24 protein-coding genes and 6 tRNA genes are annotated in these 25,880 nt (G+C 64.8%); 17 read left to right on the top strand and 13 right to left on the bottom strand.

From position 1 onward, the window contains the following. Positions 1 to 3: 3 nt before the first annotated feature. The 15 genes from trpB to RQP53_RS05820 all read left to right on the top strand — a co-directional run bounded on the left by trpB (position 4) and on the right by RQP53_RS05820 (position 11,039). Entirely contained in the window at positions 4 to 1,311 is a 1,308-nt protein-coding gene (trpB, locus tag RQP53_RS05890) for a tryptophan synthase subunit beta (protein ID WP_315649300.1), read from the top strand. After that, entirely contained in the window at positions 1,311 to 2,120 is an 810-nt protein-coding gene (trpA, locus tag RQP53_RS05885; protein WP_315649299.1) for a tryptophan synthase subunit alpha, read from the top strand. Before trpB ends, trpA begins: the two co-directional genes overlap by 1 nt. A 62-nt stretch (positions 2,121 to 2,182) precedes the next feature. Further along, on the top strand, positions 2,183 to 3,055 hold the full coding sequence (gene accD / locus RQP53_RS05880; protein ID WP_315649298.1) for an acetyl-CoA carboxylase, carboxyltransferase subunit beta: 873 nt from the start codon (positions 2,183 to 2,185) through the stop codon (positions 3,053 to 3,055). A gap of 72 nt (positions 3,056 to 3,127) precedes the next feature. Continuing rightward, positions 3,128 to 4,480, top strand: a complete 1,353-nt coding sequence (gene folC / locus RQP53_RS05875; protein WP_315649297.1) for a bifunctional tetrahydrofolate synthase/dihydrofolate synthase — start codon at positions 3,128 to 3,130, stop codon at positions 4,478 to 4,480. A 66-nt stretch (positions 4,481 to 4,546) separates the two neighbouring features. Further along, a complete protein-coding gene (locus RQP53_RS05870) occupies positions 4,547 to 5,398 on the top strand; it encodes an SPOR domain-containing protein (protein ID WP_315649296.1) in 852 nt (283 codons plus the stop codon). 5 nt (positions 5,399 to 5,403) lie between these two features. After that, the gene (locus tag RQP53_RS05865; protein WP_315649295.1) at positions 5,404 to 5,892 is read left to right on the top strand and encodes a CvpA family protein; all 489 of its coding nucleotides are present in this window, start codon (positions 5,404 to 5,406) and stop codon (positions 5,890 to 5,892) included. A gap of 73 nt (positions 5,893 to 5,965) precedes the next feature. Further along, positions 5,966 to 7,480, top strand: a complete 1,515-nt coding sequence (gene purF, locus RQP53_RS05860) for an amidophosphoribosyltransferase (protein WP_315649294.1) — start codon at positions 5,966 to 5,968, stop codon at positions 7,478 to 7,480. After that, positions 7,480 to 8,721, top strand: a complete 1,242-nt coding sequence (locus RQP53_RS05855; RefSeq protein WP_315649293.1) for an O-succinylhomoserine sulfhydrylase — start codon at positions 7,480 to 7,482, stop codon at positions 8,719 to 8,721. The genes purF and RQP53_RS05855 overlap by 1 nt, the downstream gene beginning before the upstream one ends. After that, entirely contained in the window at positions 8,721 to 10,124 is a 1,404-nt protein-coding gene (gene gltX, locus RQP53_RS05850) for a glutamate--tRNA ligase (protein ID WP_315649292.1), read from the top strand. The genes RQP53_RS05855 and gltX overlap by 1 nt, the downstream gene beginning before the upstream one ends. A gap of 90 nt (positions 10,125 to 10,214) precedes the next feature. Further along, positions 10,215 to 10,290 (top strand) — tRNA-Ala (locus tag RQP53_RS05845). A 57-nt stretch (positions 10,291 to 10,347) separates the two neighbouring features. After that, positions 10,348 to 10,423, top strand: a tRNA-Glu gene (locus RQP53_RS05840). Positions 10,424 to 10,492: 69 nt separating this feature from the next. Next, positions 10,493 to 10,569: transfer RNA gene (locus RQP53_RS05835), tRNA-Asp, on the top strand. Between the two features lie 100 nt (positions 10,570 to 10,669). After that, positions 10,670 to 10,745 (top strand) — tRNA-Ala (locus RQP53_RS05830). 61 nt (positions 10,746 to 10,806) lie between these two features. Beyond that, a tRNA-Glu gene (locus RQP53_RS05825) sits at positions 10,807 to 10,882 on the top strand. Between the two features lie 80 nt (positions 10,883 to 10,962). Next, positions 10,963 to 11,039: transfer RNA gene (locus RQP53_RS05820), tRNA-Asp, on the top strand. Positions 11,040 to 11,484: 445 nt separating this feature from the next. Here RQP53_RS05820 and RQP53_RS05815 read toward each other — a convergent pair. Next, on the bottom strand, positions 11,485 to 11,820 hold the full coding sequence (locus tag RQP53_RS05815; RefSeq protein WP_315649291.1) for a helix-hairpin-helix domain-containing protein: 336 nt from the start codon (positions 11,818 to 11,820) through the stop codon (positions 11,485 to 11,487). A gap of 183 nt (positions 11,821 to 12,003) precedes the next feature. After that, positions 12,004 to 12,696: a transcriptional repressor LexA gene (lexA, locus tag RQP53_RS05810; protein ID WP_315649290.1), complete on the bottom strand. Its 693-nt coding sequence runs from the start codon at positions 12,694 to 12,696 to the stop codon at positions 12,004 to 12,006. Positions 12,697 to 12,850: 154 nt separating this feature from the next. Here lexA and RQP53_RS05805 point away from each other — a divergent pair, with 154 nt between their 5' ends. After that, positions 12,851 to 13,804 (top strand): asparaginase, encoded by a 954-nt coding sequence (locus tag RQP53_RS05805; RefSeq protein ID WP_315649289.1) that lies wholly within the window; start codon positions 12,851 to 12,853, stop codon positions 13,802 to 13,804. 80 nt (positions 13,805 to 13,884) lie between these two features. On the opposite strand, the gene RQP53_RS05800 is transcribed toward RQP53_RS05805, so the two are convergent. From RQP53_RS05800 to RQP53_RS05790, 3 genes are all read right to left on the bottom strand, one after another. Then, positions 13,885 to 15,339, bottom strand: a complete 1,455-nt coding sequence (locus tag RQP53_RS05800) for an esterase-like activity of phytase family protein (protein ID WP_315649288.1) — start codon at positions 15,337 to 15,339, stop codon at positions 13,885 to 13,887. Positions 15,340 to 15,426: 87 nt separating this feature from the next. Then, positions 15,427 to 15,852 (bottom strand): organic hydroperoxide resistance protein, encoded by a 426-nt coding sequence (locus RQP53_RS05795; protein WP_315649287.1) that lies wholly within the window; start codon positions 15,850 to 15,852, stop codon positions 15,427 to 15,429. A 31-nt stretch (positions 15,853 to 15,883) separates the two neighbouring features. After that, on the bottom strand, positions 15,884 to 16,381 hold the full coding sequence (locus tag RQP53_RS05790) for a MarR family winged helix-turn-helix transcriptional regulator (RefSeq protein ID WP_315649286.1): 498 nt from the start codon (positions 16,379 to 16,381) through the stop codon (positions 15,884 to 15,886). Between the two features lie 248 nt (positions 16,382 to 16,629). On the opposite strand from RQP53_RS05790, the gene RQP53_RS05785 reads away from it, so the two are divergent. Further along, entirely contained in the window at positions 16,630 to 16,986 is a 357-nt protein-coding gene (locus tag RQP53_RS05785; RefSeq protein ID WP_315649285.1) for a DUF1304 domain-containing protein, read from the top strand. A gap of 47 nt (positions 16,987 to 17,033) precedes the next feature. Here the strand turns inward: RQP53_RS05785 and RQP53_RS05780 are convergent, their stop codons facing one another. The 8 genes from RQP53_RS05780 to queF form a co-directional block, all read right to left on the bottom strand. Beyond that, on the bottom strand, positions 17,034 to 19,136 hold the full coding sequence (locus tag RQP53_RS05780; RefSeq protein WP_315649284.1) for an ATP-binding cassette domain-containing protein: 2,103 nt from the start codon (positions 19,134 to 19,136) through the stop codon (positions 17,034 to 17,036). Next, complete coding sequence (gene prmB / locus RQP53_RS05775; protein ID WP_315649283.1) at positions 19,133 to 20,011, bottom strand: 50S ribosomal protein L3 N(5)-glutamine methyltransferase; 879 nt, start codon at positions 20,009 to 20,011, stop codon at positions 19,133 to 19,135. The genes RQP53_RS05780 and prmB overlap by 4 nt, the downstream gene beginning before the upstream one ends. Beyond that, positions 20,008 to 21,159, bottom strand: a complete 1,152-nt coding sequence (gene dapE / locus RQP53_RS05770; RefSeq protein WP_315649282.1) for a succinyl-diaminopimelate desuccinylase — start codon at positions 21,157 to 21,159, stop codon at positions 20,008 to 20,010. Before dapE ends, prmB begins: the two co-directional genes overlap by 4 nt. Then, positions 21,156 to 22,310: a PilT/PilU family type 4a pilus ATPase gene (locus tag RQP53_RS05765; RefSeq protein ID WP_315649281.1), complete on the bottom strand. Its 1,155-nt coding sequence runs from the start codon at positions 22,308 to 22,310 to the stop codon at positions 21,156 to 21,158. Before RQP53_RS05765 ends, dapE begins: the two co-directional genes overlap by 4 nt. 208 nt (positions 22,311 to 22,518) lie before the next feature. Then, the gene (dapD, locus tag RQP53_RS05760) at positions 22,519 to 23,343 is read right to left on the bottom strand and encodes a 2,3,4,5-tetrahydropyridine-2,6-dicarboxylate N-succinyltransferase (protein WP_315649280.1); all 825 of its coding nucleotides are present in this window, start codon (positions 23,341 to 23,343) and stop codon (positions 22,519 to 22,521) included. Between the two features lie 71 nt (positions 23,344 to 23,414). Beyond that, a complete protein-coding gene (gene dapC / locus RQP53_RS05755) occupies positions 23,415 to 24,668 on the bottom strand; it encodes a succinyldiaminopimelate transaminase (protein ID WP_315649279.1) in 1,254 nt (417 codons plus the stop codon). Between the two features lie 8 nt (positions 24,669 to 24,676). Then, a complete protein-coding gene (locus tag RQP53_RS05750; RefSeq protein WP_315649278.1) occupies positions 24,677 to 25,063 on the bottom strand; it encodes an SET domain-containing protein in 387 nt (128 codons plus the stop codon). Positions 25,064 to 25,210: 147 nt separating this feature from the next. After that, complete coding sequence (gene queF / locus RQP53_RS05745) at positions 25,211 to 25,636, bottom strand: preQ(1) synthase (RefSeq protein WP_315649878.1); 426 nt, start codon at positions 25,634 to 25,636, stop codon at positions 25,211 to 25,213. Positions 25,637 to 25,880 lie beyond the last annotated feature (244 nt).

Below are 25,880 nucleotides of genomic sequence, written 5' to 3'. Positions count from 1 at the left end.
CCCATGAAGACCTACGACCAGCCCGACGCGCTCGGGCACTTTGGCCCCATCAATGGCCAGCAATACGGCGGCCGCTTTGTCGCTGAAACCCTGGTTCACGCGCTGGACGAGCTGAACGAGGCCTATGCCCACTACAGCCGCGATCCCGATTTCATCGCCGAGTTCAAGAAGGAACTGGCGCATTTCGTCGGCCGGCCCAGCCCCATCTATCACGCCGACCGGCTGAGCCGCGAACTCGGCGGCGCGCAGATCTATCTGAAGCGCGAAGACCTGAACCACACCGGCGCGCACAAGGTCAACAACACCATCGGCCAGGCCCTGCTGGCCAAGCGCATGGGCAAGAAGCGCGTCATCGCCGAGACGGGCGCCGGACAGCACGGTGTGGCCACGGCCACCATCTGTGCCCGCTATGGCATCGAGTGTGTGGTGTACATGGGCAGCGAGGACGTCAAACGCCAAAGCCCCAATGTCTATCGGATGAATCTGCTCGGCGCCCGCGTGGTGCCGGTCGAGTCGGGCTCCAAGACGCTGAAGGACGCGCTGAACGAGGCGATGCGCGACTGGGTCACCAATGTCGAGTCGACCTTCTACATCATCGGCACCGTCGCCGGCCCGCACCCCTATCCGATGATGGTGCGCGACTTCCAGCGTGTCATCGGCGACGAATGCCTGACGCAGATGCCGCCGATGATCGGCCGCCAGCCGGACGCAGTGATTGCCTGCGTCGGTGGCGGTTCCAACGCCATCGGCATCTTCTATCCCTACATCCCGCATGAAGGCGTGCGTTTGATTGGCGTCGAGGCGGCGGGCGAGGGCATTGCCAGCGGCAAGCATGCGGCCACCTTGTCGGCCGGTACGCCCGGTGTGCTGCATGGCAACCGCACCTATCTGCTGCAGGACAAGAACGGCCAGATCACCGAGACGCATTCGATCTCGGCCGGCCTGGACTATCCCGGCGTCGGCCCCGAGCATGCCTATCTGAAGGACATCGGTCGGGCCGAGTATGTTGGCGTGACCGACCAGGAAGCGCTGGACGCCTTTCACCGCCTCTGCCGCACCGAGGGCATCATTCCGGCGCTGGAGTCCAGCCATGCGGTCGCCCACGCGATCAAGCTGGCACCGACGCTGTCGCCCGAGCAGCATCTGCTGGTCAATCTGTCCGGCCGCGGCGACAAGGACATCGGCACCGTGGCCGATCTCTCGCATGCCGAGTTCTATTGCCGGCCGTCCTGCAAGGGGCAATCGGTCAAGGGCGGCGACACGGTGCAAAGCAGCATCGTCAATACCGCCGCGCTGAAGGGAGGCCTGTGATGAGCCGCATCCAAGCCACTTTTGCGAAACTGGCCGCCAGCGGACGCAGGGCGCTGATTCCCTTCGTCCATGCCGGTGATCCCTATCCCGAGACCACGGTCGCGCTGATGCTGGCGATGGCCGAGGCCGGGGCCGATGTGATCGAACTCGGCGTGCCGTTTTCCGATCCGATGGCCGACGGCCCGGTGATCCAACGTGCCGCCGAGCGGGCACTGGCCAAGGGCGTGGGGCTGAGCGACGTGCTGGGCTATGTGCGCGAGTTCCGCGCCCGCAATGCAAGCACGCCGGTGGTGCTGATGGGCTATGCCAACCCGATCGAGTGCTACGGCCTGGAGCGCTTTGTGCAGGACGCCAAGGCGGCCGGCGTCGATGGCGTGCTGGTGGTCGACTACCCGCCGGAGGAGTGCGAACGCTTTGCCGCCGCGCTGCAGGCGGCCGAGATGGATCCGATCTTCCTGCTCGCCCCGACCTCGACCGAGGCGCGGATGGCGCGCATCGGCAAGGTCGCCAGCGGCTATGTCTACTACGTCTCGCTCAAGGGCGTGACCGGTGCCGGCCATCTGGACACCGAGGCAGTGGCGGCGATGATTCCGCGCATCAAGGCCCATGTGAAGGTGCCGGTCGGGGTCGGTTTCGGCATTCGCGATGCGGCTTCGGCCCAAGCGGTGGCGCGGGTTTCCGATGGCGTCGTGATCGGTTCCCGGCTGGTCCAATTGCTGGAGACGGAGCCGAGCGATAATGTCGCCTCCAAGGGTGCTGAATTCATCCGCGAGATCAGGGCTGCGCTGGACCACATCCAGGGCGGCTGACGCCGGCCGGCAAGGGCCGGCTCGGTTAACCGCATGACCATGCGAATCAAAGGAGTCTGCTTGTGAGTTGGCTTGAGAAACTTCTGCCGCCCAAGATGCAGCAAAGCGAGGCCTCGGAGCGCCGCACGGTGCCTGAGGGCCTGTGGATCAAGTGCCCGTCCTGCGAGACGGTGCTCTACAAGACCGACCTGGAGCAGAACGTCAACGTCTGCCCCAAGTGCAGCCACCACCATCGCATTGGTGCCCGCGCCCGGCTGAACGCCTTCCTCGACGGCGAAGGCCGTTATGAAGTCGGCCAGGAAGTGCTGCCGGTCGACGCGCTGAAGTTCAAGGACAGCAAGAAGTACCCCGACCGGCTCAAGGAAGCGCTGGAATCGACCGGCGAGACCGATGCGCTGATCGTCATGGGCGGCGCGGTGATGAGCGTGCCGGTCGTCGCAGCCTGCTTCGAGTTCGACTTCATGGGCGGTTCCATGGGTTCGGTGGTCGGCGAGCGATTTGCACGCGGCGTCGAAACCGCGATCGAGCAGAAGACGCCCTTCATCTGCTTCACCGCCACCGGCGGTGCGCGGATGCAGGAAGGTCTGCTGTCGCTGATGCAGATGGCCAAGACCAACGCCGCGCTGACTCGTCTGGCCAAGGCCAAACTGCCCTATATCAGCGTGCTGACCGACCCGACCATGGGCGGTGTCTCGGCCTCCTTTGCCTTCGTGGGCGACATCGTCATCGCCGAGCCCAAGGCGCTGATCGGCTTTGCCGGCCCGCGAGTGATCGAGAACACCGTGCGTGAGAAGCTGCCGGCCGGCTTCCAGCGCGCCGAATTCCTGATGGAAAAGGGTGCGGTGGACATGATCGTCGACCGCCGTCAGCTGCGTGAGACCATTGCCCGCCAACTGGCCATGCTGCAACGCCAGAGTTCGGACGCGGTGGCCTGACCCCGTTTCCCTGACACCCGCACGGCCAGGCCCGCAAGGTCTGGCCGTGTTGCATTTGAGAAGCCACGACCGATGAGCACTCCGCCCACCAGCACCGCCCAAATCCGCCTCGACGACTGGCTGGCCCATTGCGAACGCCTGCATCCCAAGGAAATCGATATGGGCCTGGCGCGCATGCATCAGATGCGCGATCGCCTGGGTCTGCACTTTGACGTTCCGGTGGTGATGGTGGCCGGTACCAATGGCAAGGGCTCGACCTGCGCCATGCTGGAGGCCATCGCGCTGCAGGCCGGCTACCGCGTCGGGCTCTACCAGAAGCCGCACCTGGTGCATTTTCAGGAACGCTGCCGGGTCGGTGGCGCGCCGGTCGAGGCCGAGTCGCTGCTGGCGCATTTCGAGGCCATCGAGGCGGCGCGCGGCGAACTGGCGCTGACCTATTTTGAATTCACGACGCTGGCCATCATGCGCCGTCTGGCCGCAGAGCCGCTGGACCTGGTGATCCTGGAGGTGGGCCTGGGCGGGCGCCTGGATGCCGTCAACGCGATCGACGCGGACTGCAGCGTGATCACCAGCATCGATCTGGATCACACCGAATACCTGGGGCCCGACCGCGAGTCGGTCGGCCGCGAGAAGGCCCACATCATGCGTGCAGGCCGGCCGGTCATCGTCAGCGATCCTTTGCCGCCGGCATCGATCGCTGCCTATGCGGCCGAAGTCGGCGCCGATCTGCGCCAGTTGGGCCGTGATTTCAGCTACAGCGGTGATCGACAGCAGTGGAACTGGGTCGGGCGCAGCAAGCGCTTCAGCGGCATGGCCTACCCGGCGCTGCGCGGTGTCAATCAGCTGCTCAATGCCTCCGGCGTGCTGGCGGTGTTCGAGGCCCTGCATCAGCGCCTGCCAATCAGTGCCCAGGCGGTGCGCACCGGGCTGGCACTGGTCGAGCTGCCGGGGCGCTTCCAGGTCGTGCCGGGCCAGCCGATGCTGGTGCTCGATGTGGCGCACAACCCGCATGCGGTGGCGGCGCTGGCGCAGAACCTCGACCAGATGGGTTTCTTCCCGCACACCCATGCGGTGTTCGGTGCCATGGCCGACAAGGACCTGGCCACTATCCTCGGCCGCATTGCGCCGCTGGTCGACAGCTGGCACTTTACCGACCTGCCGCTGCCGCGTGCGGCCACTGCCGCTGCCCTGGCCCAGGCCTTCGAGACCGAGCGCACAGCCGGGCGCTTGAGATGCCCGCAAGCCCTGGCGATGGCCCAGCATGCCAACCCCATGGAGGCGCTGCAGGCCGCGGCGGCTGACGCGGAGCCGGCTGATAGAATTCTGGCGTTCGGTTCCTTCCACACCGTCGGTGGTGTGCTGGCCCATGGCGTTCCGCGCCTGACGGCCGGCCGCGCCCCCACCGCCCGGCCCCAGCTGGACTGAGGGACGCCCCGGACATCCTGTTGCGGCCTCATGGGGGCCGCTTTCCATTCAAGGCACCGCCACGACATGCTGTCTTTCCTCAAGCGCAGTGCGGCAGCACCTGCGGCCAAGCCGGTTTCCGACTCCCAAGATGCTGTGCAGACGCTGCGCCTGCGGGCCCGGCGCCGCTTGATTGGCGCCGCGGTGCTGGTGGGCGTGGGTGTGATCGGTTTCCCGCTGCTGTTCGAAACGCAGCCGCGGCCGATTCCGGTCGATCTGCCCATCGAGATTCCGCGCAAGGAAGGCGCGGCACAACTGCCGATTCCGCCGCAGCCCCAGACGCTGCCGGCCCAGTTGCCCGGACTGACGCCGCCCCAGGTGGCCGATAGCGCTGAGACGCCAGGCAGCGTGGCTCAGCCAACCGGCCGTGCCACAGAGAAGGTCGAACCTTCCGCGGCTGAAAAGCCGATGGCCAAGCCGGCAGAGCGTCCTGCCGAGCGCGCCAGCGCCAAGGTCGCCGAGAAGCCAAGTGAGAAGGCCAGTGACAAGGTCGCGGAGAAATCCGTGGACAAGGCCGCTGAAAAAGCCGCTGCCGACAAAGCCGCTGAGAAGGCTCGTGCCGCTGAGGCCAAGGCCGCCGAGGCGGCTCGCGCGCTGGCATTGCTTGAAGGCCGTCCGGTCGACAAGAAGGCCAGCGAGCCGGCCGCCGGCGCACGCTTCATCGTTCAGGTCGGCGCCTATGCCGATGGCAAGGCCGCCCAGGACGCGCGTGCCAAGGTCGAGAAACAGGGGCTGAAGACCTACACCCAGGCGGTCGACACGGCCGATGGTAAGCGCACCCGGGTGCGTGTCGGGCCGTTCGCCAGCCGTGAGGAGGCCGACCGGGCCGCGGCCAAGCTGCGCGCGGCTGGCATCAGCGGCGTGGTGCTGACGCTTTGATGGCGATGAACTGGCTGGACCTCTGCTTCATCGGGATCCTGCTGGTCTCGGTGTTGGTCGGCATCTGGCGTGGCTTGTTGTACGAATTGCTGGCGATTGCCGGGTGGCTGGTGGCGTACTGGGGCGCGGGCTACCTGGCGCCGGCCTTGCAAGGCTGGCTGCCCGAGCAGCGGCTGGGGCCAGGTCTTGCCCATGCGCTGGCGCTGGTGCTGGCCTTTATGTTGATCCTGCTGCTGTGGGGGCTGGCGGCCAAGCTGCTGCGTGCGCTGCTGCATGCCACGCCCTTAAGCATTTTCGACCGCGCCGCCGGTGCCGCCTTCGGGGCCCTGCGCGGCCTCTTGCTGGCGCTGTTGGCAGTGGTGCTGGTGAGCATGACGCCGCTCAGCCGCGCCGAAGTCTGGACGGCGGCGCGCACCGTGCCGCTTTTGCAGGCTGTGTTGCATGGAATCGAACCCATGCTGCCGGAGGCGGTGGTCAAATTCATCCCGGCCTGAGCATCACGAGTGTGCAGCGCCAAGGTATTGTGAGAATCGTCTCGGCAGAGACCTGAAACGTTGAGGAACTAGCATGTGTGGCATCGTCGGAGTGATTTCCCAGGCGCCGGTCAACCAAACCATCTATGACGCCTTGCTGCTCCTGCAGCACCGCGGCCAGGATGCGGCCGGCATCGTCACCATGCTGGGCAACAAGTGCTTCATGCACAAGGCACGCGGCATGGTCCGCGATGTGTTCCGCACCCGCAATATGCGTGCGCTGCCGGGCACCACGGGCCTGGGCCAGGTGCGTTACCCGACCGCCGGCAACGCCTATAGCGAGGAAGAGGCGCAGCCCTTCTACGTCAATGCACCGTTCGGCATCGTGCTGGTGCACAACGGCAATCTGACCAATGCCCACGGCCTGAAGAAAGAGCTGTTCGACATCGATCGCCGGCACATCAACACCGAGAGCGATTCCGAGGTGTTGCTCAACGTCGTCGCCCACGAACTGGAGCGCGCCGCGCGCGATCTGCCGCTGACACCCGATGCCGTCTTCAAGGCGGTGCGCAATGTGCATCTGCGCATCAAGGGATCCTATGCGGTGATCGCGCTGATCGCCGGCCATGGCCTGCTGGCCTTCCGCGACCCCTATGGCATCCGTCCGCTGTGCTTTGGCCAAGCTGCCGATGGCGAATTCATGGTGGCCAGCGAAAGTGTGGCGCTGGAAGGCACAGGCCACCAGCTGATCCGCGATGTGGCACCGGGCGAGGCCCTGTTCATCGATACCCAGGGCCAGCTGCACACCGAGCAATGTGCCGAGCACCCGACGCTGAACCCCTGCATGTTCGAGTTCGTCTATCTGGCGCGGCCCGATTCGGTGATGGACGGCATCTCGGTCTATCAGGCCCGCCTGAACATGGGCGAAACGCTGGCCCAACGTCTGATCTCGACGATGCCGCCCAGCGATATCGATGTCGTCATCCCGATTCCCGAGTCCAGCCGCCCTTCGGCGATGCAGCTGGCCCACAAGATTGGCAAGCCCTATCGCGAAGGTTTTGTGAAGAACCGCTATGTCGGCCGCACCTTCATCATGCCGGGCCAGGGCGTGCGCAAGAAGTCGGTGCGCCAGAAGCTCAACGCGATCGGCCTGGAGTTCAAGAACCGCAATGTGTTGTTGGTTGATGACTCCATCGTCCGCGGCACCACATCCAAGGAAATCGTGCAGATGGCTCGCGAGGCGGGCGCGCGCAAGGTCTATCTGGCCTCGGCCGCGCCGCCGGTGCGCTTCCCCAACGTCTATGGCATCGACATGCCGACCAAGGAAGAGCTGGTGGCGCACAACCGCAGCATCGAGGAAATCCGCCAGTTCATCGGTGCCGATGCGCTGATCTACCAGGATGTCGACGCGATGAAGCGTGTGGTCGCGGCGCTGAAGCCGGGTCTGGCTGGCTTCGAGGCCTCCTGCTTCGATGGCCAGTACATCACCGGTGATGTCAGCGCCGAAGACTTCGCGACGATGCAAGAGCAGCGCAAGAGCCAGGGCGACGAAGAAGACGGCCCGGCGCGCAGCCGCCTGGCCTTGCAAAGCGGAACGGAGCCGAGCTGATGAGCCAGAACGACGAAGCGCGCCGCCTGGCCCGCGCGCAGCTGCCGGCTGGCCTGCGCCCCGAGACCTTGGCCGTTCGCACCGGGCTGGCGCCCAGCCAGCACGGCGAAAACTCCGAGGCGCTGTTCCTGACCAGCGCCTATGTGCAGCCCGATGCGCAGACCTCGGCGCAGCGTTTTGCGGCCTCCGAGGATTTCACCTACTCGCGCACCAGCAACCCGACGGTGCGCAGCCTGGAAGCGCGACTCGCGGCGATGGAAGGCACCGAGGCGGCGATTGCCACGGCCACCGGCATGAGCGCCATCCTGCTGCTGTGCCTGGGCCTGCTGAAGTCGGGCGACCATGTGGTCTGCTCGCGCTCGGTGTTCGGCACGACGGTCAATCTCTTCGCCAAGGAATTTGCCAAGTTTGGCGTCGAGACCAGTTTCGTCTCGCAGACCGATCTGGCCGAATGGCGTGCCGCGATGCGGCCCAGCACCAAGCTGCTGTTTGCCGAGACGCCGACCAATCCGCTGACTGATGTCTGCGATATCGCCGCGTTGGCCGGTATTGCCCACGGTGGCGGCGCCTTGCTCGTGGTCGACAACACCTATGCGACCCCGGCACTGCAGCGTCCGGCGGAGTTCGGTGCCGACATCATCATGCACTCGGCGACCAAGTACATCGACGGCCAGGGCCGCGTGATGGGCGGTGCGCTGTGCGGCCCCTCACGCCTGATCAAGGATGTGTTCGGCCCGGTGATGCGCACGGTTGGCATGGTGCTGGCACCGTTCAATGCCTGGGTCTTGCTGAAAGGGCTGGAGACGCTGTCGCTGCGCATGCGTGCACAAAGCGAGCAGGCGCTGGCGGTCGCGCGCTGGCTTGAAGGCCGGCCGGAGGTGGCGCGGGTCTTCTACCCCTCGCTGGCTTCTCATCCCCAGCATGAGCTGGCCATGCGCCAGCAGTCAGGGCAGGGCGGTGCGGTGCTGTCCTTCGAGCTGAAGGGCGAGACGCCTGAGGCCGCCAAGGCCGCGGCCTTCCACATCATCGATAGCACCCGCGTGCTGAGCATCGCGACCAATCTGGGCGACACCAAGTCCATCATCACCCATCCGGCGACCACCTCGCATGGTCGCCTGTCAGAAGAGCAGCGTCAGGCCGCTGGCATTGGCCAGGGGCTGATTCGCCTGTCGGTCGGCCTCGAGCATGTGGACGACATCACCGATGATTTGCTGCGCGGTCTTTCAACACTGAACCACTGATGAACAACACCAACACCAAGGCAGTTCGCACCCGCATTGCACCGTCCCCGACGGGCTTTCTGCATTTGGGCACGGCCCGCACGGCGCTGTACTCCTGGGCCTATGCCCGGCACTATGGCGGTAAGTTTGTGCTGCGCATTGAGGATACCGATGTCGCCCGCTCGACGCAGGATTCGGTCGACCAGATCCTGGCCGCCATGCACTGGCTGGGTCTGGACTACGACGAAGGCCCCATCTATCAGATGCAGCGGCTGGAGCGCTACCAGGCCGTCATCGATCAGCTGATCGCCGAGGGCAAGGCCTACCGCTGCTATTGCTCGCCCGAAGAGCTGGATGCGATGAAGGCCGCACAGGAAGCCCGCGGCGAGAAGCGCCGCTACGATGGCACCTGGCGGCCGGAACCCGGCAAGGTGTTGCCGCCGGTGCCCGAGGGCGTGACGCCGGTCGTTCGTTTCAAGAATCCGATTGACGGCGATGTGGTGTGGGACGATCTGGTCAAGGGCACGATCAGCATCAACAACCGCGAGATCGATGATTTGATCATTCAGCGCACCGACGGCGTGCCGACCTACAACTTCGCCGTGGTCGTTGACGATTGGGACATGCAGATCAGCCATGTCTTCCGTGGCGATGAGCACGTCAACAACACGCCCTGGCAGATCAACATCTTCAACGCATTGGGCGCGCCACTGCCCAAGTTCGGCCATATGGCGGTGATCCTCGGTGACGACGGTCAGAAGCTATCCAAGCGACGTGGCGCCGTCAGCGTCACGGCGTATGAGGAGGGCGGCTATCTGCCCGAGGCGATGCTGAACTATCTGTCACGCCTGGGCTGGAGCCATGGCGACGACGAGCTGTTCTCGCGCGAGCAACTGGTCAGCTGGTTCGACGGTACGCACCTGAACAAGAGCCCGGCGCAATGGGACCCGGCCAAGCTCGAATGGGTCAACAGCCACTACATCAAGCAGGCCGACGATGCACGCCTGGCGCAGTTGGTGGCCGTGCAATTGGCCAAGCGCGGGATCACGGCCAGTGTCGAACGCCTGCAGCCGATGTGCGCGCTGTTCAAGGACCGCTGCAGCACGACGGTGGCTCTGGCTGACTGGCTGGCGATGTACTTCAGCCAGGTTGAAGCGTCGGCCGAGGAGCGTGCCGCGCATCTGAATGACAGCATCCGACCGGCATTGCGCAGTCTGGCTGACAAGTTTGCGACGCTGGAATGGAACAAGGCAGCCATTCAGGCTGCTATCAAGGAAACCATCGGCGCCCATGGTCTGAAGATGCCGCAGCTGGCGATTCCGGTGCGCGTGCTGGTCTGCGGTCGGGCGCAGACGCCCTCGGTCGATGCGGTGCTGGAACTGTTCGAAAAAGAAATTGTCATCGAACGCTTGCAAAGCTTCTAAAAAGCGTTCTATAATCTTTCTCTCGCTTGAACGGCGCGATACACAAAGAATAGCAAGAAGCTGAGCAATCAGGATCTTGTAAAGCTTTTAGGGGGTATAGCTCAGCTGGGAGAGCGCTTGCATGGCATGCAAGAGGTCAGCGGTTCGATCCCGCTTACCTCCACCAAAAAGCTGGTTTATAATCAGCGGCTTGGCTGGCGCGCAGTTCAAGGAAGAAGGTTTAGTCCCCTTCGTCTAGAGGCCTAGGACACCACCCTTTCACGGTGACTACAGGGGTTCGAATCCCCTAGGGGACGCCAAGTTTGATAAGGCTTGGTAATTGTGATGGATAGTTAAATATCTGTTATAGTTACGAACTTATCCCACGCGGAGTGGTAGTTCAGTTGGTTAGAATACCGGCCTGTCACGCCGGGGGTCGCGGGTTCGAGCCCCGTCCACTCCGCCAAAGGTTTTGAGATATAGTATTAACTGTATCGAAAAGCGGCCAAGAAATTGGCCGTTTGTATTTAGAGATTGATTTCGCTCTTGTGGCGCGCCCGAAATTCGGGGGTATAGCTCAGCTGGGAGAGCGCTTGCATGGCATGCAAGAGGTCAGCGGTTCGATCCCGCTTACCTCCACCACCAAAGCTCGTTGCTTTGGCTGTGGCGCGGCACAGTGGCGGATGAAGTCTCAGAAGGTTTAGTCCCCTTCGTCTAGAGGCCTAGGACACCACCCTTTCACGGTGACTACAGGGGTTCGAATCCCCTAGGGGACGCCAAGTTTGACAAGGCTTGGCAGCTGTCGCGAGATGGTTGCAAAACTTGTTCTGCGTTGCTGGTAATCATTCCGGCAATGTATGGAGTGGTAGTTCAGTTGGTTAGAATACCGGCCTGTCACGCCGGGGGTCGCGGGTTCGAGCCCCGTCCACTCCGCCAACATTTTGAAAACCCCATCAACGCAAGTTGGTGGGGTTTTTTATTTACTGCTGTTGTGTCAATGTGCTGCGAATAAAAAGTGCGGAACATACTGAATTGACCAGGCCTCGATCTATTTGAAAGCATTGATGCGGCCTGGCCACTTTAATACCCGTCACGATGCTCGCTATCTGTGAATGCGCCTGATTTAGACAAGCATGTGGCTGCGCGCTGGAACTGCTTGGAAGCGACAGTAAAAAACCACCATGCCACTTGAGCGCTGGGTTCGATGCGGGCCGACCCCTTGCACAACAGCGCCGTAGGCCTTGGCACTTCAAGATCCCTGCCACTCAAATGCTGTGATCGTGCCGAAGGCAAGCTGAATGGCTGAATAGATTTGCATCGCCGTCTCATCACGCACAGCGAGGTGGACTGTCCGCGGCCAAGCACAGGGTGCGCTCAGCCCTCAAATCTCCGGGTACAAGGCTTTGCGCTGGGCGGTGTAGTGCCACCAGGGTGTAGCCGGCGCGCCGCCCATGAAATCAGTGGCGGCCATCAAGGTGTCGAGCACACAGGGATCGTGCCGCGTGGCGGTGATCTGACATAGGCGCCGATACAGCGCCAACGCGTCCTGCCCGCGCAACTGCTGGGGCGTGTGAATGCCCAGCAAACGGAAGTCGCCCACCATCGCCGGACCGATATTGGGAATCTGCGCGAGCGACTGACAATCTTCCCAGCGCTGGGCCTTCGCGCGCGCCGCGGCCTTGGGCTTGCTGGCAAGGCGTGGGGATGGCGAGTTCATCGGATGCAGTTGGGCAAGCAGGCACTCAGCGTGGCTTCAATGATGGGCGCAGAAAGGCGGGCTCGAGGAACAGAGAGCTCCCACTGCTTGACCGCCATTTGACTGACAGTTCTGCTCGCCAGACAGGTGCGCTGCATGCCGCCGCGCATCCACACACACACCGCTGCAAGCGCGTTCCGAGAGTCAGGAGAAGGGCTGGGTGCGGATCAGCCCCACGGCCAGGCCTTCGATGGCGAAGCTCTGGTCGCCTTCTTCAACAACGATGGGCTCGAAATCCGGGTTCTCGGCCAGCAACTCGATGCCTTGCTTGCGGCGCATGAAGCGCTTGACTGTGACTTCATCACCAATGCGCGCAACGACGACCTGACCATTCTTCGCTTCGCTGGCCTTCTGCACGGCGAGCAGGTCACCATCCATGATGCCGATATCTTTCATGCTCATGCCACGAACGCGTAGCAAGTAGTCCGGCTTCTTGCTGAACAGCGAGGCCTCGACGCTATAGTTCTGTTCGACATGCTCTTGCGCCAGGATGGGCGAGCCGGCGGCAACCCGACCGACCAAGGGCAAGGACAGCTGGGCCAGGCCTGGCAAGGTGAATTGCTGGGGCATGTCGCTGCTGCGATTGATGCGCGAGCGGTTGATGCCTTGCAAGGTGTCGGCGCGCAAGCGGATGCCGCGCGAGGTGCCGCCGAGCAACTCGATCACACCCTTGCGCGCCAGCGCTTGGAGGTGTTCCTCGGCAGCATTGGCCGAACGGAAACCAAGCTCGGCAGCAATCTCGGCCCGGGTGGGGGGGGAACCGGTGTTTTCGATGGCGCTGCGCACCAGTTCGAGAATCTGCTGTTGCCGGGCGGTGAGTTTTGGGGTGTCGTCCACAAGGGCCTCAACAAGGTCGGTTTGGGTGAGCGCTTCGGATTGGATGCTGGCCGGCATGGCAGGCTTCAGCAGCCGGTAGGGGCAGTTGAATGGATCAGGCGATGAGGTCTGATGATTTATCCAGCTACTGTATTTTCATCCAGGAATCAGCAAATTGCAAAAAAACCTCGCAGCCCAAACGATCGTGATCCTGGGCACCGGCGGCACGATTGCCGGAACGGCGGCACAAAGCGCTGACAACGTCGGCTACCGCGCGGGTACCTTGTCGGTTCAGAGCCTGATCGACGCGGTGCCGGGCCTCGCCGGCTACACGTTGGAAGCCGAGCAAGTGGCCCAGCTCGACAGCAAGGACATGGATCACGCGACCTGGCAGCGTCTGGCCCAGGCTGTGGATCAGCATCTGCAGCGAGCCGAGGTCCAAGGGGTGGTGATCACCCATGGCACGGACACACTAGAGGAAACCGCCTATTTCCTGCAACGTGTGCTGGCGCCCGAGAAGCCGGTGCTGTTGACCGCGGCCATGCGGCCGGCCACGGCCTTGATGGCCGATGGCCCACAAAACCTGCTGGACGCGGTGGCGGTCCTGGGGCAGCTGGCGGCGGCCGGTCATGCTGGTGTGGCCGCGGTTGTTGCCGGGCGTATCCATGCGGCCGAGCAGGTGCAGAAGGCGCACAGCTATCGGGTCGATGCCTTTCGCTCGCGCGACGAAAGCTTGATCGGCCTGGTCGAGGAGGGGCAGCTGCGTCAACTCGGGTCGTGGCCCATTGCTCAACAGGCGCTAGGTCTGGCGCATATCGCTCGCCCGGCCTCGACCTGGCCCCGCGTGCAGATCGTTTTGAACCACGCGGGCGCCGATGGCACGGTGGTGGCGGCGTTGATGGCGCAGGGGGTTGATGGCCTTGTGGTGGCGGGTACCGGCAACGGCACGCTCGCCACTGGCTTGGAGCAGGCTCTACTTGAGGCGCAGCAGCAGGGCGTGCGGGTGCTGCGTTGCAGCCGCTGTGAGTCTGGCCCGGTGATCGGCGGCAATGCAGCATTGCCGAGCGCGGGTGCGCTGTCGGCGGTCAAGGCCCGCGTCGAGCTGCTCTTGCAACTGCTGCTGGCCTGAACAGGGCGAAACCGAGGTCTACCAGCCCGGGGGGCTGCCCCGGGGCGTGATCTGCTGCCCTGAAGCAGCGTGTCGGTCAATCAGCGACGGCGGCGGCGCAGCCCGGCAATGGCCAGCAAGCCGCTGGCCAGCAGCATCGCTTGCTGCGGCTCTGGTACCGCGCTGATCTGCTGCGGCAGGTAGACCGAGCCATTCAGATCGGCATCGCTGAAGGCAAACACAAACCACTGATTCGGATTGCTCTTGCCGCCGGCCGTCGTGGCGATGAAGTCATTGTCATTGGCGATGTAGAGCGTGTGCTTGATCGCGCCGCCCACGGTGATGTCGGCGCCAAAGCTCATACCCTCGAGCTTGGCCGGGATCTGGTCGTCCGTGATGCCTTGATCGTTCAAGGCTTTCTTGATGTCCAGAAACAGCGTCTTGGCGGGCGCCTTGCCCAGCAGCGAGGCTTCGCCACTCAGGCCGCTGACATCGCTGGCATTGGCCAGATCGACCTTGTAGATGCTCTTGAACTTGGCGTTGGAATCGTCGCCGAGGCCCTTGCCATCGCGCTCCAGCACCAGGAACTCATGATTGTTCAGCGCCAGGATCTCGCTGCTGTTGTAGTTCTTCTTGGTCAGCGCATCGTAGTTGTTATAGGCGAACTGCCGCGTTGCGCCGCTGGCGATGTCGATGCTGATGATGCGATTGGCCGCACCGCCATCGCCGCCGTCCTGGATCAGCGGGCTCTGCATGAAGCCGACCAGCGTTTTGCCATCCGGCGTGATGGCTAGGCCTTCCATGCCTTTGTTGGCGACGCGGCCGCTGCTGTTGCCGGCAATCTCGGCGGCGCCCTGGCTGCTGGGCTTGGCGATCGCCAGATTGCCCGGCAAGGCAAAGCTCTTCAGGCGCTGGCCGGTGGCGCGATCAAACTGGTAGACGTAGGGGCCGTATTCATCGCTGATGAAGACCGAGCGGCCATCGTTGGACAGGCGCAGCGCCTCGGGGTCCAGGCGCGCGTTGCTGGCGTTGAGCGAGCTGCCGGCAGCGAAATTGTCCGAGCGGCCGCTGAAATAGAACTTGCCGGCGTTGTTCAGGCTTGGCGTCGCCGCACCGTAGTTCAGCGCGGTGTTGCTGTAGAGCAGGGTGCTGCTGCTCAGCTGCGCCGTCAGCGCGAAAGGCAGCTTGCCGGCCTGCGGCGCCAGCGTCAGGCTGAGCGTTTGCAGGCGCGGAATGAAGGACGTGGTGTCGTCCAGCGCCGAATTCCAGCTCTTGGCGTTGGGGCCGCGGTCGGGCAGGCCGATGAAGGTGGTACCGCCTGCCCAGGCCAGACCGGACCCCAAGCCGCCGAGCAGGTCGCCGGCCACGCCGTTTTCCAGCAGGGCCGACTGGCCGGACTGGTCGTGCAGCAGTCCCGACAGGGAGCCTGTGGCCACCAGCTGTGGCGAGGCTTGTACCTGCAGCGTCAGTGCGCAAAAGGCAGCGGCGAGGCTGAGGCGATGTGGGCGCAGGCGTGCCAGCAGCTGGCGGCTGGCGAGGCAAGAGGAATGTGTCATGGGCAATGCTCCAACGATTCTTGTGAATCGTCGGAGCATCGCCCGCTGCGGTGACGGCGCGATGACAGCGCCGCCGCCGTAGCCCCCTCAAACCAGGGTCAGGCTGACGTCGATATTGCCGCGCGTGGCGTTGGAGTAGGGGCAGACCTTGTGGGCGGCGTCGATCAGCGCCAGGGCGGCCTCGCGGTCCATGCCCGGCAGGCTGATGCGCATGGCGACCTGGATGCCGAAGCCGGCCGGGATCGGCCCGATGCCCACGTCCGAAGTGATGGACACATCCGCGGGAATAGCGATCTTTTGCATCGCGCCGACGGCCTTCATCGCGCCGATGAAGCAGGCCGAATAGCCGGCAGCAAAGAGCTGCTCCGGGTTGGTGCCGGGGCCGCCGGCACCGCCGAGTTCGCGCGGGGTGCTGAGTTCAATCTTCAGGGCGCCATCGGACGATTGCGCGCTGCCTTGACGACCGCCGGTGGCGGTGGCGGTGGCGGTGTAGAGGACTTTGTCGAGTGCCATGGTGGGGTCTCCAGTGTGGACAGGGAAAGGGTCAGTCGGATGCACCGCTTGCCAGCTGCTCACGCAGCTGATGCAGACGGGCGGTGAGGGAACTCAGTTCATCCAGGGTGCAGGCGCTGGCGCAGGCCAGCTGCTTTGGAATGCCCAGCGCGCGCTGGCGCAGCTTCTTGCCGGCGCTGCTGAGGTGGACATGAACGCGACGTTCGTCTTCCTCGCTGCGTTGGCGGCTGATCAACTCGGCGGCCTCCAGCCGCTTGAGCAGCGGCGTCAAGGTGCCGGAATCCAGCGAAAGACGTTGGCCCAGGGTAGAAACGCTGATGCCATCCTGCTCCCAAAGCACGAGCATCACCAGGTACTGCGGATAGGTCAGGCCCAGCGGTGCCAGAAGCGGCTTGTACAGCTTGGTCATGGCCAGGGAACTGGCGTAGAGCGCAAAGCAGAGCTGCTGGTCCAGCTGCAGCCAGTCATGGGCGGCTTGCTGGCTGCTGAGGCCAATGCTGTTGCTGGAGGCGGCTTGTTTGCGTGGCATGGGTAATAATGTAGTCCGCAATTAAATTGCGCACAATTGAAATGGTTTTTACGCGAGCGGGCGGATTCTGCTAAGAACAGACGGGGCACGCCGCTGGCTGCAGTCGACGCAAATTGCGCGTCGATGCGGAGTTGGATGCGGGTGTGGGTGTTGGCCGAACGCTTGAGGCACGGTCAGCGCAGCGTCTGGATGTTGGTGTGGCTGGGCTGTGCCCGGCCCACGGATCGCTTCACAAGGAGACAGCTGAGATGGATTTGATTGCCAAGGTATTGGTCGCCCTCTTGGGCCTGCTGCACGTCTACATCATGTGGCTGGAGATGTTTCAGTGGACCAGCAAACGCGGGCGGCGTGCCTTCGGTACCACGGCCGAATTTGCCGAGGCCAGCAAGGTGCTGGCGGCCAATCAGGGCCTGTACAACGGTTTTCTTGCCGCCGGCCTCTTCTGGGGGCTGAGCCTGGGCGCTGCAGGGCGACCGGTCGAGCTGTTCTTCGCCGCCTGCGTGCTGGTGGCCGGCCTCTATGGCGCGGCGACGGCCAACCGCCGCATCCTGTTCGTGCAGGCGCTGCCGGCGGCGCTCACGCTGGCGGCGCTGTTGTTTAGCTGAGGGTCCGGAGCTGATCCTGCCGTCAGCGGCGGATCAGCTCACGGGCATCAAGCTGCCGCCGCGTGCAGCGCGTCGATCTCGGCGCTCAGCTCCAACCAGCGCAGCTCGGCGCTTTCGAGCTCGTCGTGAATCGCCTTCAGGCGGCGGCCCAGCTCGGCGATCTGCGCCGGCGTGGCCGTGCCGGCGGCGAGCTGGCCTTCGATAGAGGTGCGCTCATCGGCCAGGGTGTTGAGCCGCTTGTCGATGGACTCCATTTCCTTGCGCAACGGCCGGGTCTGTTCGGCCAGCTTCTGGCGCGCCTGGCCGCTGGCCTTGCGATCCTCGCGGCCCCCGCTATTGCTTGGCGCAGCCGCTGGAGCCGGGGCAGGGGCTGTCTTGGCCGCGTCCTTGCCAGCGTCCTTGCCGGCTTCCTTGCTCGCCCCCTTGGCCGCCTCGCGAGCCGCTTCCTTGGCCAGTTTGGCGGCCTCGCGGGACTGCTCCAACAGCCAGCGCTGGTAGTCGTCCAGATCGCCGTCGAAGGGGCCGACACCGCCGCGCGTCACCAGCCAGAACTCGTCGCAAACCTCGCGTAGCAGCGCGCGGTCGTGGCTGACCAGCATCACCGTGCCTTCGAACTCGTTCAGCGCCATGGAGAGCGCTTCGCGGGTCTGCAGGTCCAGGTGGTTGGTCGGCTCATCGAGCAGCAGCAGGTTGGGGCGCTGCCAGACCAGCATGGCCAGCACCAGCCGCGCCTTCTCACCGCCGGAGAGGCTGCCGACGGCCTGGTTGACCATATCGCCAACAAAGCGGAACTGGCCCAGGAAGTCACGCAGCTCCTGCTCTCGCGCCGAGGGGCTGACCTCCTTGGCCAGCCGCACCATATGCGACAGCGGCCCTTCATCGGGGCGCAGCACGTCCATTTCCTGCTGCGCGAAATAGCCGATGGTCAGGCCCTTGCCTTCGGTGATCTTGCCGGCCATCGCGCGCTGCATCCGCGCCACCGTCTTCACAACGGTCGACTTGCCCTGGCCATTGGCGCCCAGGATGCCAATGCGCTGGCCGGCCAGCACCGAGCGGTCGATGCCGCGGACGATGATCTTCTCGACTAGGTCGGTGTCAGCGGCAGCGGCGCCGGGCCGCCCCAAGGCGCTGCCGCCAGCCCCCTCGGGGGGCGGGCCTCCGTACTCGGAGGTTCGGGGCACCATGTAGCCGCAAGCGACTTCGTCGAACATCAGCATCGGATTGGGGAGGCTTACGGGCTCGCGGAACTCGAAGCTGAAGTCGGAGGCGGTGAGCACGGGTGCCAGCTTTTCCATCCGCTCCAGCGCCTTGACCCGGCTCTGCGCCTGCTTGGCCTTGCTGGCCTTGGCCTTGAAGCGGTCGATGAACTTCTGCAGATGGGCCATGCGGTCCTGCTGCTTCTCGAACGCCGCCTGCTGCAGCACCATCCGTTCGGCGCGCATGGCCTCGAAGGCGGTGTAGTTGCCGCCATAGCGGTGCAGCTTGGCCTCGTCCAGATGCAGGGTCACCTTGGTGATGGCGTCCAAGAATTCGCGATCGTGGCTGATGATGATCAGCGTGCCTTCATAGCGCTGCAACCAGGCTTCCAGCCAGACCAGGGCGTCCAAATCCAGGTGGTTGGTCGGTTCGTCAAGCAGCATCAGATCGGCCGGGCACATCAGCGCGCGGGCCAGCTGCAGGCGCATGCGCCAGCCGCCGGAGAAGCTGTTAACGGGGGCATCGACCTGCGCGCCGGTGAAGCCCAGGCCCATCAGCAGTGCCTGCGCGCGCGGGCGGGCATCAAACACGCCGGCGTCCATCAGCAGGCCATGGGCGTCGGCCATGGCGTGGCCGTCCTCGGCGGCCTCGGCGGCGGCCAGGGCTTGCTGTGCGGCCATCAGCCGGGTGTCGCCTTCGAGCACGAAATCGGTGGCCGGCATATCGGTTTCGGGCATGTTCTGCGCGACCTCGGCCATCGTCCACTGGCGCGGAATCTCGACGTCACCCTTGTCGCTTTGCAAGCGGTTGGCCAGGAGTGCGAATAGGCTGGACTTGCCGGCGCCGTTGCGGCCGACCAGGCCGACCTTCTCGCCCGGTTGTAGCGTGACGCTGGCGTCGTCGAGCACGACCTTGGTGCCGCGTCGCAGCGTGATATTGCGCAGCGTGATCATGCGTGCAGGGCTTTCTTCAGTACTTCTTCAGTGATCAATAAAACCTGGTCCTCGCCGGACGAGGTGTCCAGCCAGGCCACTTCCAGCTGCGGGAAGGCGGCTTCGAAATAGGGGCGCTCATTACCGATCTCCAGCACCAGCACGCCACGCTCGCTCAGATGGGCGGGGGCGTCGGCCAGGAGCTTGCGGATGAAGTCCATGCCATCGCTGCCACCGGCCAGCGCCAATTCGGGCTCGGCCCGGTATTCGGCCGGCAGTGCCGCCATCGAGGCGCTGTTCACATAGGGCGGGTTGCACAAGATCAGGTCATAGCGATGGCCGGCCGCAGGCGCCAAGCCGTCGCCTTGCAGCAGGCGGATGCGGTCCTGCAGGCCGTGCTTGTCGACATTGATGCGGGCGACGGCCAGCGCATCGGCGCTGAGGTCGATTGCGTCAACGCGGATGTCGGGCCAGGCCATCGCTGCCAGCACGGCCAGGCTGCCATTGCCGGTGCACAGGTCGAGCACGCGTTCCGTCGCGCCGCTCAGCCAGGCATCGATGCTGGCATCGGCGATCAGCTCGGCGATGAAGCTGCGCGGCACGATGGCGCGTTCATCAACGTAAAAAGGCACGCCCTGCAGCCAGGCCTCGCGGGTCAGATAGGCGGCCGGCTTGCGGCTGGCGATGCGCTCGCCAACCAGCGCCTGCACTTCGGCTTGCTGCGCCGGCGTCAGGTCTTGCTCGGCGTGCTCATCCAGGCTGTCAAGTGGCAGGCCGAGTTTCCACAGCGTGAGCCAGGCGGCTTCGTCAAAGGCGGTGGCGGTGCCATGCCCAAATGAAACGCCCGCCTCAGACAGGCGGGCGGCTTGCAGTTCTATGCAGGCGATCAGCTTCACAGCAGCAGATTCTCCAGGGTGCGCCGGTAGATGGCGGTGAGCGGCTCGATCTGATCGATCGGCACGTATTCGTTGATCTTGTGGATGCTGGCGTTGAGCGGGCCGAACTCGACCACCTGCGGGCAGATCTTGGCGATGAAGCGGCCGTCCGAGGTGCCGCCGGTGGTCGACAGCTCGGCCGTCACGCCGGTCTCGGCGGCAATGGCCGCGCAGAGGGCTGCCGACAGGCTGCCCACCGGCGTCAGAAAGGGTTCGCCGCCCAGCGTCCAGTCGAGCTGGTAGCTGAGGCCGTGCTCATCGAGCAGCGCATGGACGCGGGCCTTCAGTTGCTCGGGTGTTGATTCGGTCGAGAAGCGGAAATTGAAATCCAGCTCCAACTCGCCGGGGATGACGTTGGTGGCGCCGGTGCCCGCCTTGATATTGGAGATCTGAAAGGTGGTGGGCGGGAAGTAGGTGTTGCCATCGTCCCAGTGCGTCGCGGCCAGTGCAGCCAGCGCCGCGGCCGATTGATGGATGGGGTTTCGGGCCAGCTGAGGGTAGGCCACATGGCCCTGCACGCCTTGCACGCGCAGCTTGCCGGAGAGGCTGCCGCGGCGGCCGTTCTTGACGGTGTCGCCCAGGCGCTCGACCGAGGTCGGCTCGCCGACGATGCAGAAATCCAGCCGCTGGCCGCGCGACTTCAGCCGCTCGCAGCAGACCACGGTGCCATCGCGCGCCGGGCCTTCCTCATCGCTGGTCAACAGGAAGGCGATGCTGCCGGCGTGTTCGGGATGGGCGGCGACAAAGGCCTCGCAGGCGACCACCATCGCCGCCACCGAGGTCTTCATATCGGCCGCGCCCCGGCCATAGAGCCGGCCCTCGCGGTAGCTGGGCACAAAGGGGTCGGAGTCCCAGGCGGCGAGCGCGCCGGGCGGCACCACATCGGTATGGCCGGCGAACAGCAGCACCGGGCCATTGGCCTCACGGCCGCGCTTGATGGCCCAAAGATTGCTGACGCGGAAATCATCCGGCCCGCTGTCCATCCGTTCCAGCCCGAAGCCCAGCGGGGCCAGCCGTGCGGCGATGATTTCCAGGCAGCCAGCGTCCTGCGGCGTGACCGAAGGGCGGGCAATCAGCTGCTCCAGCAGCGCGAAGGTATCGGTGCTCATTCGGGGCGCACGTCGAGGGTGATTTCGGTGAAGCTGGCCTGATCCTCGTGCGGGTCTTCCTTCTTGGGCGGCTGGCGCGACATCGGATTGGACTCGTTCTGCAGGCGCCACATCAGATTGGTCGGCGAGTCGGCAAAGGCCAGCCCTTCCTCGCGGGTGATAACGCCATCCTTGATCAGCTTGGAGAAATGCTCTTCGAAGGTCTGCGAGCCTTCGGCGATGGACTTCTCCATCGCCTCCTTGACGCCGGCGAAGTCGCCTTGCTCGATCAGCTCGGCGATCAGCTTGGTGTTCAGCATCACCTCGGTGACCGGCACACGGCCACCCGCGCTGGCCTTGACCAGGCGCTGCGAGATGATGGCCTTCAGGCCGGCCGCCAGGTCGTTCAGCAAGGCCGGGCGCGATTCCGGTGTGTAGAAGGACAGGATGCGGTTCAGCGCGTGATAGCTGTTGTTGCCATGCAGCGTGGCCAGCACCAGGTGGCCGGACAGCGCGTAGGAGATCGCCGCCGTCATCGTCTCGCGGTCGCGGATTTCGCCGATCAGGATGCAGTCCGGCGACTGTCGCAGCGCATTCTTCAGCGCGACCTGCAGCGAAGCGGTGTCGCGGCCGATCTCACGCTGATTGACCACCGAGCGCTTGTTGCTGAACAGGTATTCCAGCGGGTCCTCGATGGTCAGGATATGGCCGGGCAGGGTCTGATTGCGCTGCTCCAGCATGGCCGCCAGCGTCGTGCTCTTGCCGGTGCCGGTGGCGCCCACCATCAGGATCAATCCTCGCTTCTCCAGCACCAGCTTGCCCAGCACCGGCGGCAGGTTCAGGCTTTCCAGCGAGGGAATCACATGGGGAATGTGGCGGAAAACCGCGGCCACGCTGCCGCGCTGGCGAAAGCCCGAGAGGCGGAAGCTGCCGACGCGCGGAATCGCCACGGCCATATTCAGCTCGCCGGTCTGATCCAGCTCCTGCAACTGCGGCGGATCGATCACCTCGGCGATCAGCTGGCGCGGCTGACCAGGCGTCAGCAACTGATCGGACAGCTGCAACATCTGGCCATTGATGCGGATCAGCACCGGCATATTGGCCGAGAGATAGACGTCGGACGCACCTTTCTCCGCCATCAGGCGCAGGATGCGTTCCATGTTTCCGCTCATCGCGCAGCTCCCCGGATTTCAAGCAAGGATTTCAACATCACCGGAGTATCGCCGCTGAAACACCCCATCGAACCGCTTGAAGCATTCCCCAGCAGAGCGCGCAGATCCGGCTCTGCCGGTCTGTCGCGCTCGCCCCCTTGAGGGGGCTGCCGCAGGCAGTACGGGGTGGTGTCCGCGCGGCTGCCGCAGGCAGTAGGGGGTGGGAGCTTCAGGCGCGCAGCAGTTCGTTGATGCTGGTCTTGGCCCGCGTGCCCGCGTCGACCTTCTTGACGATGATGGCGGCATACAGGCTGTACTTGCCATCGGCCTTGGGCAGGCTGCCGCTGATCACCACCGAGCCAGCCGGCACGCGGCCGTAGCTGACGGTATCGGTTTCGCGGTCGTAGATCGGCGTGCTCTGGCCGATATAGACACCCATCGAGATCACCGAGTTCTCCTCGACGATCACGCCTTCCACCACTTCCGAGCGGGCGCCGATGAAGCAGTTGTCTTCGATGATGGTCGGGTTGGCTTGCAGCGGCTCCAGCACGCCACCAATGCCGACACCGCCGGACAGGTGCACGTTCTTGCCGATCTGTGCGCAGGAGCCCACGGTGGCCCAGGTGTCGACCATCGCGCCTTCGTCGACATAGGCGCCAATGTTCACGTAAGACGGCATCAGCACCACGTTCTTGGCCTGGAAGCTGCCGCGGCGGGCCACCGCGGGCGGCACCACGCGCACGCCGGTGGCGCGCAGCTGCTCGTCGCTCATGCCGGCGAACTTGGTCGGCACCTTGTCGAAGAAGGTCAGCGGGCCTTCACCCATGACCTGGTTGTCGTTCAGGCGGAAGGACAGCAGCACCGCCTTCTTGACCCACTGGTGCACGGTCCATTGGCCAACGCCTTGGCGCTCGGCCACGCGCAGGCGGCCGGCATCGAGTTCGGCGATGACATGCTCGACGGCGTCGCGGACCTCGGCGGGCGCGCTGCTGACGCTCAGCGCCGTGCGGCCTTCCCAGGCCTGGTCGATGATGGATTGCAGTTCTTGGCTCATGGCGCTCTCTTCAGTTGGATTCAGCGATGGGCCTGCTCGTGGCCGGCCCAGTGGGAGGGTTTAGGGGCGGCTCAGCGTTGGCCGCGCTGGGCACGTACAAAGGCCTGGATGCGCTCGGCCGCCTCAACGCATTCGGCCACCTCGGCCACCAGGGCCAGGCGCACCCGGCCGGCGCCGGGATTGAGGCCATGAGCCTGGCGCGCCAGCAGGCTGCCGGGCAGCACGGCGACATTGAACTGCGCCAGCAGCTCCAGCGCGAAGCGCACATCGTCGCCGCCGCAGACATCGGCGGGCACGCCGGCCCAGAGGTAGAAGCTGGCATCGGGGAGGGCCACGTCCAGCACCTCGGCCAGCATCGGCGTCACGTGGGCGAACTTGGCGCGGTACTGCTCGCGATTGGCCTGCACATGGGTCTCGTCGTTCCAGGCCGCGATGCTGGCCGCCTGCACCAGCGGGCTCATCGCGCTGCCGTGGTAGGTGCGGTAGAGCAGGAAGCGCTTGATCAGCGCCGCATCACCAGCGACGAAACCCGAGCGCAGGCCTGGCACATTGGAGCGCTTGGACAGGCTGGTGAAGGCGATCAGCCGGCGGAAATCGCTGCGACCGAGTTTGGCCGCGGCCTCCAGGCCAGACAGCGGCGGCTCATCGCGGAAATAGATCTCCGAATAGCACTCGTCCGAGGCAATCACAAAGCCGTAGCGGTCGGACAGCTCGAACAGCGCCTGCCATTCGGCCAGCGGCATCACGGCGCCGGTCGGGTTGCCTGGCGAGCAGACGTAGACCAGCTGCGTGCGCGCCCAGGTCGCTTCGTCGATCTGGCGCCAGTCGGCGGCGAAATTGCGCGCCGGGTCGGAATTGACGAAGACAATCTCGGCACCGGCCAGCAGGGCCGCACCCTCATAGATCTGGTAGAAGGGATTGGGGCTGACGACGGTAGCGCCGGGGCGGCTGGGGTCGATCACCGTTTGCGCCAGGGCGAACAGCGCCTCGCGCGAGCCGTTCACGGGCAGCACCTGGGTGGCCGCGTCGAGCTGCAGGCCGTAGCGGCGTTGCAGCCAGCCGCAGATGGCCTCACGCAAGGCCGGATCACCGGCGGTGGCCGGGTAGGCCGACAGGCTCTTCAGATTGGCGCACAGCGCGTCCTCGATCAGCTGTGGGGCGGCGTGCTTGGGTTCGCCAATGCCCAGGCTGATGGCCTTGTAGGCCGGGTTGGGCTTGATGTCGCGGGCCAGCGCGCGCAGCCGCTCGAAGGGGTAGGGCTGCAGCTTGTCGAGCCGCGGGTTGTGCGGTGTGGCGGGCGTGGCCGGGGGCGATTGAAGATCCATGGAAGGCTTTAGAGCTGACCCTGGCAATTGTCCGCGCCACAGCGGCATTGCAGCCGCCCTTGGTGGTGTGTCAGGCCGTAATCAACGGTTATTTCTTCGCCAAGCGCTATTTCGCGCAGCGCGAAGAAGCGGATGTCGCCCTGCTCGACCTGGATGCGCGCATTGGGCGCGCAGCTGTGGTTGGTGAAGCGCATGGCATCGTCGGAGCGGGTCGCGTCAATCGCGCGCGACGGCGAAATCTCGACCAGCATCAGCCGCTGCCGCCCCTCGGCGCGACGGCGTGCCTCGGCCACGGTGATCGCCTCGCCCGTCAGGCCGCCAATGCAGGCCTCGGCGGCAATCGCTTCGGCCGCAAACACGCCGAAGCCATCAATGCGGCTGCGCCGCAAGTTCACGGCGACGGCCTGATTCAAAGAACTGCAGGCAATGGCCACAGCGATCTCAAAGGCACGGCCATTGCCCAGCAGGCAGCGCCGATCCGGCTCCGCCGGTCGGCCGCTGCCGCCCCCTCGAGGGGGCGCGCGTAGCGCGTAGGGGGGGAGTCACAAGCCAGTCTGGAAGTCGTGGCTCGGCAGATCGACGCGCGGCTGCGGCTTCCAGCCCTTCTTGCGGTGTTCGACGACGACGTTGGTATAGATGCCGCCGCGCACATACCACTTGGCGGTGATGCGGATGAAGCGCGGATGGGTGACCTTGACGATGTCTTCCAGGATGGTGTTGGTCACCTTCTCGTGGAAGGCGCCTTCGTCGCGGTAGCTCCAGAAGTACATCTTCAGGCTCTTCAGCTCGACGCAGTACTTGTCGGCAATCATGTCGATGGTGAAGTGCGCGAAGTCGGGCTGGCCGGTCAGCGGGCAGTGGCAGGTGAACTCGGGCACCTGGAACTGGATCACATAGTCGCGCTCCGGCGCCGGGTTCGGGAAGGCGTGCAGCTCCTTGCTCGGCCGCGAGGGCGGGTTGGGCGGCATCTCGCGCTGCTTGGGCGCCAATTCGGCGGCGGGCTGGCTCGCCTTGCGGGGCTTGGCAGTGGTCTTGGTAGCGGCCTTGATAGCGGGCTTAGCGGCAGGTTTGGCGGCGGGCTTGCTGTTCTTGTTCATCGTCTGTCCATGCGTGCGCTGACCAGCTGTTTCAAAGGCAGTTTGAACAGGCGGTAAGACGCGGTTTGGGGAGGAGGCCGATGTTATCATCCGACCCCGCGACGTGCCCCTTTGA

The organism is Roseateles aquae, from assembly GCF_032337115.1.
Classification (GTDB): domain Bacteria; phylum Pseudomonadota; class Gammaproteobacteria; order Burkholderiales; family Burkholderiaceae_C; genus Roseateles_C; species Roseateles_C aquae.
The sequence above is the reverse complement of the archived record's forward strand: the minus strand, read 5'-3'. Positions and strand labels throughout refer to the sequence as shown.

Excerpts from the sequence above, each read along its gene's own strand:
- trpB (WP_315649300.1), top strand. The coding sequence starts at position 4 with ATGAAGACCTACGACCAGCCCGACGCGCTCGGGCACTTTGGCCCCATC.
- trpA (WP_315649299.1), top strand. The coding sequence starts at position 1,311 with ATGAGCCGCATCCAAGCCACTTTTGCGAAACTGGCCGCCAGCGGACGC.
- folC (WP_315649297.1), top strand. The coding sequence starts at position 3,128 with ATGAGCACTCCGCCCACCAGCACCGCCCAAATCCGCCTCGACGACTGG.
- RQP53_RS05870 (WP_315649296.1), top strand. The coding sequence starts at position 4,547 with ATGCTGTCTTTCCTCAAGCGCAGTGCGGCAGCACCTGCGGCCAAGCCG.
- RQP53_RS05865 (WP_315649295.1), top strand. The coding sequence starts at position 5,404 with ATGAACTGGCTGGACCTCTGCTTCATCGGGATCCTGCTGGTCTCGGTG.
- purF (WP_315649294.1), top strand. The coding sequence starts at position 5,966 with ATGTGTGGCATCGTCGGAGTGATTTCCCAGGCGCCGGTCAACCAAACC.
- RQP53_RS05855 (WP_315649293.1), top strand. The coding sequence starts at position 7,480 with ATGAGCCAGAACGACGAAGCGCGCCGCCTGGCCCGCGCGCAGCTGCCG.
- gltX (WP_315649292.1), top strand. The coding sequence starts at position 8,721 with ATGAACAACACCAACACCAAGGCAGTTCGCACCCGCATTGCACCGTCC.
- RQP53_RS05815 (WP_315649291.1), bottom strand. The coding sequence starts at position 11,820 with ATGAACTCGCCATCCCCACGCCTTGCCAGCAAGCCCAAGGCCGCGGCG.
- RQP53_RS05800 (WP_315649288.1), bottom strand. The coding sequence starts at position 15,339 with ATGACACATTCCTCTTGCCTCGCCAGCCGCCAGCTGCTGGCACGCCTG.
- RQP53_RS05795 (WP_315649287.1), bottom strand. The coding sequence starts at position 15,852 with ATGGCACTCGACAAAGTCCTCTACACCGCCACCGCCACCGCCACCGGC.
- RQP53_RS05790 (WP_315649286.1), bottom strand. The coding sequence starts at position 16,381 with ATGCCACGCAAACAAGCCGCCTCCAGCAACAGCATTGGCCTCAGCAGC.
- RQP53_RS05785 (WP_315649285.1), top strand. The coding sequence starts at position 16,630 with ATGGATTTGATTGCCAAGGTATTGGTCGCCCTCTTGGGCCTGCTGCAC.
- RQP53_RS05780 (WP_315649284.1), bottom strand. The coding sequence starts at position 19,136 with ATGATCACGCTGCGCAATATCACGCTGCGACGCGGCACCAAGGTCGTG.
- dapE (WP_315649282.1), bottom strand. The coding sequence starts at position 21,159 with ATGAGCACCGATACCTTCGCGCTGCTGGAGCAGCTGATTGCCCGCCCT.
- RQP53_RS05765 (WP_315649281.1), bottom strand. The coding sequence starts at position 22,310 with ATGAGCGGAAACATGGAACGCATCCTGCGCCTGATGGCGGAGAAAGGT.
- dapD (WP_315649280.1), bottom strand. The coding sequence starts at position 23,343 with ATGAGCCAAGAACTGCAATCCATCATCGACCAGGCCTGGGAAGGCCGC.
- dapC (WP_315649279.1), bottom strand. The coding sequence starts at position 24,668 with ATGGATCTTCAATCGCCCCCGGCCACGCCCGCCACACCGCACAACCCG.
- queF (WP_315649878.1), bottom strand. The coding sequence starts at position 25,636 with ATGCCGCCCAACCCGCCCTCGCGGCCGAGCAAGGAGCTGCACGCCTTC.